The following is a 5,765-nucleotide window of genomic DNA, read 5'->3' on the forward strand; positions in this document are numbered from 1 at the left end:
GGCGGCCGGGCCGGTGGGCGTGGCCGTGACCGTGGCCGGCGGGCTGGCCGGCGTGGTGACCGCCGGTGCCGCTTCCGCCCTGGTCGCGGGCGTCGCCGTCGGCAGCGCCGGCACGGCGGCGAGGATGCCCAGGCCGTTCACGAACACGGCGAGGGCCCTGTGGTGTCGTCTCGATGCAGGCATACGAACGAACCTCCGGAGCCGACGGTAGGGGCGCGGACACTCCGCCCGGGTACGAAGTGCCGAAGCTCGCCCCGATCGCCGGCCGATCGCCTACCCTGCGCCGACGCCGCCGCGTCCTCCGGCGTCGACGGGGTGCCACCACGTGGGCGGGAGCTAGATTGGCCAGGTGCGTATCGCTCGTTTTGCTCATGCCAAGGGAATGTCGTTCGGGGTCGTCGAGGGCGAGCCGGGGGTGGGTCCGGAGGCCCTGACCATCGCCGAGATCGAGGGCCACCCGTTCGGTCAGGTCACCTTCTCCGGCGCCCGCTGGGCGCTCTCCGACGTCCGACTGCTCTCGCCGATCCTGCCCAGCAAGGTGGTCTGTGTCGGTCGCAACTACGCCGAGCACGCCGCCGAGCACGGCAGCGAGGTGCCGAAGGAGCCGCTGCTCTTCCTGAAGCCGTCCACGTCGGTGATCGGCCCGCGGGACGCCATCCGGCTGCCCATCTTCTCCAAGCAGGTCGAGCACGAGGCGGAGCTGGCGGTGGTGATCGGCGCCCCGGGCGCCCGTCGCGCCGACCGGGCCGCCGCGGCGAAGGCCATCTTCGGCTACACCTGCGCCAACGACGTGACGGCGCGGGACCTCCAGCGCTCGGACGGGCAGTGGACCCGGGCCAAGGGCTTCGACTCGTTCTGCCCCATCGGCCCCTGGATCACCACCGGACTGGACGTCTCCGACCTGGAGATCCGGTGCGAGGTGGGTCGCAATCCGGACGAAATGGAGGTACGTCAGCTCGGCCGGACCAAGGACATGGTCTTCGACGTACCGGCCCTGGTGTCCTACATCTCGCACGTGATGACGCTGCTGCCCGGCGACGTGGTGCTGACCGGGACGCCGGCGGGGGTTAGCCCGCTCACCGAGGGGGATACGGTCACCGTGCGGATCGAGGGGATCGGCGAGCTCACCAATCCGGTGGTGCCGGTCGCCTGACGCGTCCGACGCCCCGTTTTCGCAGCTCACAGGCGTTTCGGGGGGTTGGATTTGGCCTGCCGGCGCGGGGAGGGTAAAGTTCATTCCCGGCGCCGCAAGGGGCCAATGGGGTATGGGGTAATTGGCAGCCCGACTGATTCTGGTTCAGTTAGTCTAGGTTCGAGTCCTGGTACCCCAGCGCAACCGCGGATTCGCGAGAATCCCGGACGCTGGATTCTGGCGGAGTTCCGCTCCGTCCCTCCCGAGGGACGGCAGATGATCTCTGATAGAGTGCAGCTTCCCCACCCGCCAGGGTGGGGAAGCTGGTGAAGTTCTGGCCCCGTCGTCTAGCGGCCCAGGACGCCGCCCTCTCAAGGCGGTAGCGCCGGTTCGAATCCGGTCGGGGCTACAGTGCCGACAGCCCGTTCCACCTCGGTGGGGCGGGCTGTTTCGTGTTCCCCGCTCGCCGCTCTCCGCGTTTCCGGCCTTCCGCGCCCGGCCGGACCCCCTCGTCGTCGGACGCCGGTGGTGCCGCTAGACTACAGCCGCACCGCCCAGCAGGGCGGTGAAGCAGGAAAAGTGCCTGGCCCCGTCGTCTAGCGGCCCAGGACGCCGCCCTCTCAAGGCGGTAGCGCCGGTTCGAATCCGGTCGGGGCTACATTGCCGAACGGCCCGTCTCGCGACAGCGAGGCGGGCGTTCGCCTTCTCCGCCACAGCCCCCTCGGATGTGCTCCCGTGGGCCGCCCCGCCGCCCCGGACCGGTCCACCTGCTCAGGTGCGGGAGGAGCGGGCGGCGAGCGCCGTCCGGGCGGTCAGTCCAGGAGAAGGCGGGTCCGGCCAAGCACGGTCCGCTCGCCGGGCGGGGGCCGGATGGGTGTCGCAGACGCTGTCGAGCTGATGTCGTAGATGAATCACCGGACGGCGCCGGGGCGGCGGCAGTCGACCCCATCCGCGATTCGTTCACAACATCAGCTCGACAGCGAGCCGAGCCCCCCTCGACCGGCCAACCAGATCCCCCGAGGTTGCCGTCCCCGGCCGCCCACTCTGGTGATCAAGAGGTTTGCGTCACGCCCGAGGCGATCTCTGACGCAATTCTCTTGGTCAACTTTCGGCCCAGGCGGTCCACGTCTGGCCGGGGCCGGCGGCCCGAGGGGCAGGGCAAGGTTGTCGCGGCTCCATGCGCGCTGGCTTGGCCACAGGGCCGGGCCGGCTTGGCCGGGCCGGCGCAGGGCCAGGCCGCTTGGCGGAGGCCGGAGCAGGGCAGGCCCGGGGGCGGGGCCGTGTCGGCGCGTGGTGAGCCGCGGGGCGGGGACGGGGGGTCAGAGGCCGGAGAGGCGCTGGCCGGCTCGGACCACGGCCATGGCATGGCGTTCGCCGGGGCGCCGGCCCAGGCGCTCGATGGGGCCGGAGATGCTGATCGCGGCGATCACCCGGCCGGTGCGGTCGCGGATCGGGGCCGAGACGCTCGCCACACCCGCCTCCCGCTCGGCGACGCTCTGCGCCCAGCCGCGGCGGCGTACCTCGGCGAGGGTGCGGCCGGTGAACTTGGCGCGGGGGAGCAGCGGCATGACCGCTTCCGGGGGCTCCCAGGCGAGCAGGATCTGCGCCGCCGAACCGGCCGTCATCGGCAGCACGAGCGACCGGCACGGTGTCCCGCAGGCCGCTGGCCCGCTCGGCGGCGGCCACACAGACCCGCTCGTCGGCGCGGCGCAGGTAGAGCTGGGCGCTCTCCCCGGTGGCGTCGCGCAGCGCGGCCAGCAGCGGCTCGGCAGCGGTCAGCAGCACGTCGGGGGCGGCGTTGGCCAGCTCACCGAGCCGGGGCCCCGGACGCCAGCGCCCCTGGGTGTCCCGGACCAGCATGCGGTGGATCTCCAGCGCCTGCGCCAGCCGGTGCGCGGTGGCCCGGGGCAGCTTGGTGCGTTCAACGAGTTCGGCCAGGCTGGCGCCGTCGACACAGGCGGCCAGGATGACCACCGCCTTGTCGAGGACGCCGACACCGCTCATACTGTGTCCCACAAGCCGAAACTTACCTCCCAGAATTTAGGATGTCCAGATGGTGGGAGTCACTCGACCGAGGACCCTGGCCGAGAAGGTCTGGGACGCGCACGTGGTACGGACCGCCGAGGGTGAACCGGACCTGCTCTACATCGACCTGCACCTGTTGCACGAGGTGACCAGCCCGCAGGCGTTCGACGGGCTGCGCCTGGCCGGTCGTCCGGTTCGCCGTCCCGACCTCACGCTCGCGACCGAGGACCACAACACCCCGACCGGGTACGACGACCCGAGCTTCCGGTCCCGCCGCGGTGACCTGCTCACCATCGCGGACCCCACCTCGCGTACGCAGATCGAGACGTTGCGCCGCAACTGCGCCGAGTTCGGGGTGCGGCTGCACCCGCTCGGCGACGAGAACCAGGGCATCGTGCACGTGATCGGCCCCCAGCTGGGCGTCACCCAGCCCGGCATGACCATCGTCTGTGGCGACTCGCACACCGCCACCCACGGCGCCTTCGGTGCGCTCGCCTTCGGCATCGGCACCAGTGAGGTCGAGCACGTGCTGGCCACCCAGACGCTGCCGCAGGCCCGCCCACGCACCATGGCGGTCACGGTGACCGGTCAGCTCGGCCCCGGCGTCACCGCCAAGGACCTGGTCCTCGCGCTGATCGCCCAGGTGGGCACCGGCGGCGGGCGCGGCCACATCGTGGAGTACCGGGGCGAGGCGATCCGCGCGCTGTCCATGGAGGGGCGGATGACCGTCGCCAACATGTCCATCGAGTGGGGCGCCAAGGCCGGCCTGATCGCGCCGGACGAGACCACGTTCGCGTACCTCAAGGGGCGGCCGCACGCGCCCCGGGGCGCCGACTGGGACGCGGCGGTGGCCTACTGGCGGACCCTGCCCACCGACGAGGGCGCGACCTTCGACGCCGAGGTGACCCTCGACGCCAGCCGGATCACCCCGTTCGTCACCTGGGGCACCAACCCGGGGCAGGGCGCGCCGCTCGGCTCGGCCGTGCCGGCCCCGGAGGACTTCGGCACCGACGCGGAGCGGACCGCCGCCCGCCGGGCGCTGGACTACATGGCGCTGACCCCGGGCACGCCGCTGCGCGACCTCGCGGTCGACGTGGTCTTCGTCGGCTCCTGCACCAACGGGCGGCTGGAGGACCTCCGCGCCGCCGCCGACGTGCTGCGCGGGCGCAAGGTCGCCGACGGCGTACGCATGCTCGTGGTGCCCGGGTCCGCGGCCGTGCGGGAGGCGGCCGAGGCGGAGGGGCTGGACAAGGTCTTCGCCGACGCGGGCGCCGAGTGGCGTTTCGCCGGCTGTTCCATGTGCCTCGGGATGAACCCCGACACGTTGAAGCCCGGCGAGCGCTCGGCCTCGACCTCCAACCGCAACTTCGAGGGCCGCCAGGGCCGGGGAGGGCGCACCCACCTGGTGTCCCCGCCGGTCGCCGCCGCCACCGCCGTGGTCGGCCGGCTCGCCGCCCCCGCCGACCTGTAGAAGGGCAGCCGAGATGGACAAGTTCACCACCCACACCGGCACCGCCGTGCCGTTGCGCCGGTCCAACGTGGACACCGATCAGATCATTCCCGCCGTGTACCTCAAGCGGGTGACCCGGACCGGTTTCGCGGACGGACTCTTCAGCGCGTGGCGGGAAGATCCGGCATTCGTGCTCAACGATCCGGCCCATTCGGGAGCGTCGATTCTCGTGGCCGGTCCGGAGTTCGGCACCGGATCATCGCGCGAGCACGCCGTCTGGGCGCTGCGCGACTGGGGCTTCCGCGCGGTGATCTCACCGCGATTCGGTGACATCTTCCGGGGCAACGCGCTCAAGGAAGGCCTCCTTCCGGTGGAGCTGGAATTGAAAGCCGTCGAGGAGATCTGGGACCGGATCGAGTCCGATCCGACCACCGAGGTCACCGTCGACCTGGACGCCCGTGAGGTCCGGGTCGGCCCGGCGAGCTGGTCGTTCCCGCTGGACGACCACAGCCGCTGGCGGCTGATGGAAGGCTTGGATGACATTGGACTCACCCTCCGCCACGCCACCGAGATCAGCGCGTACGAGGCGTCCCGGCCGTCGTTCAAGCCCGCCGTGGCATAGCCGTACGCCCGACCGCTCATCGGTTTTCGCCCCCACCGGTCCGCCCGGTGGGGGCGAATCCGTTACGACACAAGGGCTTTTTTCCATCGAATGTTTGTGTCCCGGCAGCACAGGGCATACCGTGCGCGCAGAATGGCTCGCGTCGAGTCAGTTGCACAATCGGGAGGAAGTCGTGAACAAGGCCGAGCTCATCGAGGCGCTCGCCGCTCGCCTGGGGGACCGGAAGACGGCGACGGCGGCGCTCGACGCGGTCATCGCCGAGGTCCAGGGGGCGGTAACCAAGGGCGAGAAGGTGGCGATCACCGGATTCGGAGCGTTCGAAAAGCGCGTCCGGGGTGCCCGAACAGCGCGCAACCCGCGTACCGGTGAGGCGGTGAAGGTCAAGAAGACATCCGTGCCGACCTTCCGCGCCGGCGCCGGTTTCAAGGAGATGGTGGCCAGCGGCAAGGTGCCGAAGGCCGCCGCGCCGGCGAAGAAGACCACCGCGGCCGCCGCCAAGACCACCGGCGCGAAGGCGACGGGGGCCAAGGCGGCCG

4 protein-coding genes, 3 tRNA genes and 1 pseudogene are annotated in these 5,765 nt (G+C 71.6%); 7 read left to right on the forward strand and 1 reads right to left on the reverse strand.

Going from position 1 to position 5,765, the window contains the following annotated elements:
• Positions 1–349: 349 nt before the first annotated feature.
• The 4 genes from JNW89_RS25490 (at position 350) to JNW89_RS25505 (ending at position 1,790) form a co-directional block, all read left to right on the forward strand.
• Entirely contained in the window at positions 350–1,153 is an 804-nt protein-coding gene (locus JNW89_RS25490) for a fumarylacetoacetate hydrolase family protein (protein ID WP_238450832.1), read from the forward strand.
• A gap of 106 nt (positions 1,154–1,259) precedes the next feature.
• Positions 1,260–1,331, forward strand: a tRNA-Gln gene (locus JNW89_RS25495).
• 137 nt (positions 1,332–1,468) lie between these two features.
• Positions 1,469–1,541 (forward strand) — tRNA-Glu (locus JNW89_RS25500).
• Between the two features lie 176 nt (positions 1,542–1,717).
• Positions 1,718–1,790, forward strand: a tRNA-Glu gene (locus JNW89_RS25505).
• Positions 1,791–2,451: 661 nt separating this feature from the next.
• Here the strand turns inward: JNW89_RS25505 and JNW89_RS25510 are convergent.
• Positions 2,452–3,136, reverse strand: a pseudogene (locus JNW89_RS25510) (IclR family transcriptional regulator).
• A gap of 49 nt (positions 3,137–3,185) precedes the next feature.
• On the opposite strand from JNW89_RS25510, the gene leuC reads away from it, so the two are divergent.
• The 3 genes from leuC to JNW89_RS25525 all read left to right on the forward strand — a co-directional run.
• Positions 3,186–4,628: a 3-isopropylmalate dehydratase large subunit gene (leuC, locus tag JNW89_RS25515; protein ID WP_238450834.1), complete on the forward strand. Its 1,443-nt coding sequence runs from the start codon at positions 3,186–3,188 to the stop codon at positions 4,626–4,628.
• Positions 4,629–4,641: 13 nt separating this feature from the next.
• Complete coding sequence (gene leuD, locus JNW89_RS25520) at positions 4,642–5,229, forward strand: 3-isopropylmalate dehydratase small subunit (protein WP_238450836.1); 588 nt, start codon at positions 4,642–4,644, stop codon at positions 5,227–5,229.
• 172 nt (positions 5,230–5,401) lie between these two features.
• On the forward strand, positions 5,402–5,765 hold a 364-nt coding region (locus JNW89_RS25525), incomplete at its 3' end, for an HU family DNA-binding protein (protein WP_238450838.1).

It is taken from the genome of Micromonospora sp. 4G55, from assembly GCF_016803375.1.

Bases quoted from the DNA above. Each gene is read 5' to 3' on its own strand.
- leuC (WP_238450834.1), top strand. From the start codon at position 3,186: ATGGTGGGAGTCACTCGACCGAGGACCCTGGCCGAGAAGGTCTGGGAC.
- leuD (WP_238450836.1), top strand. From the start codon at position 4,642: ATGGACAAGTTCACCACCCACACCGGCACCGCCGTGCCGTTGCGCCGG.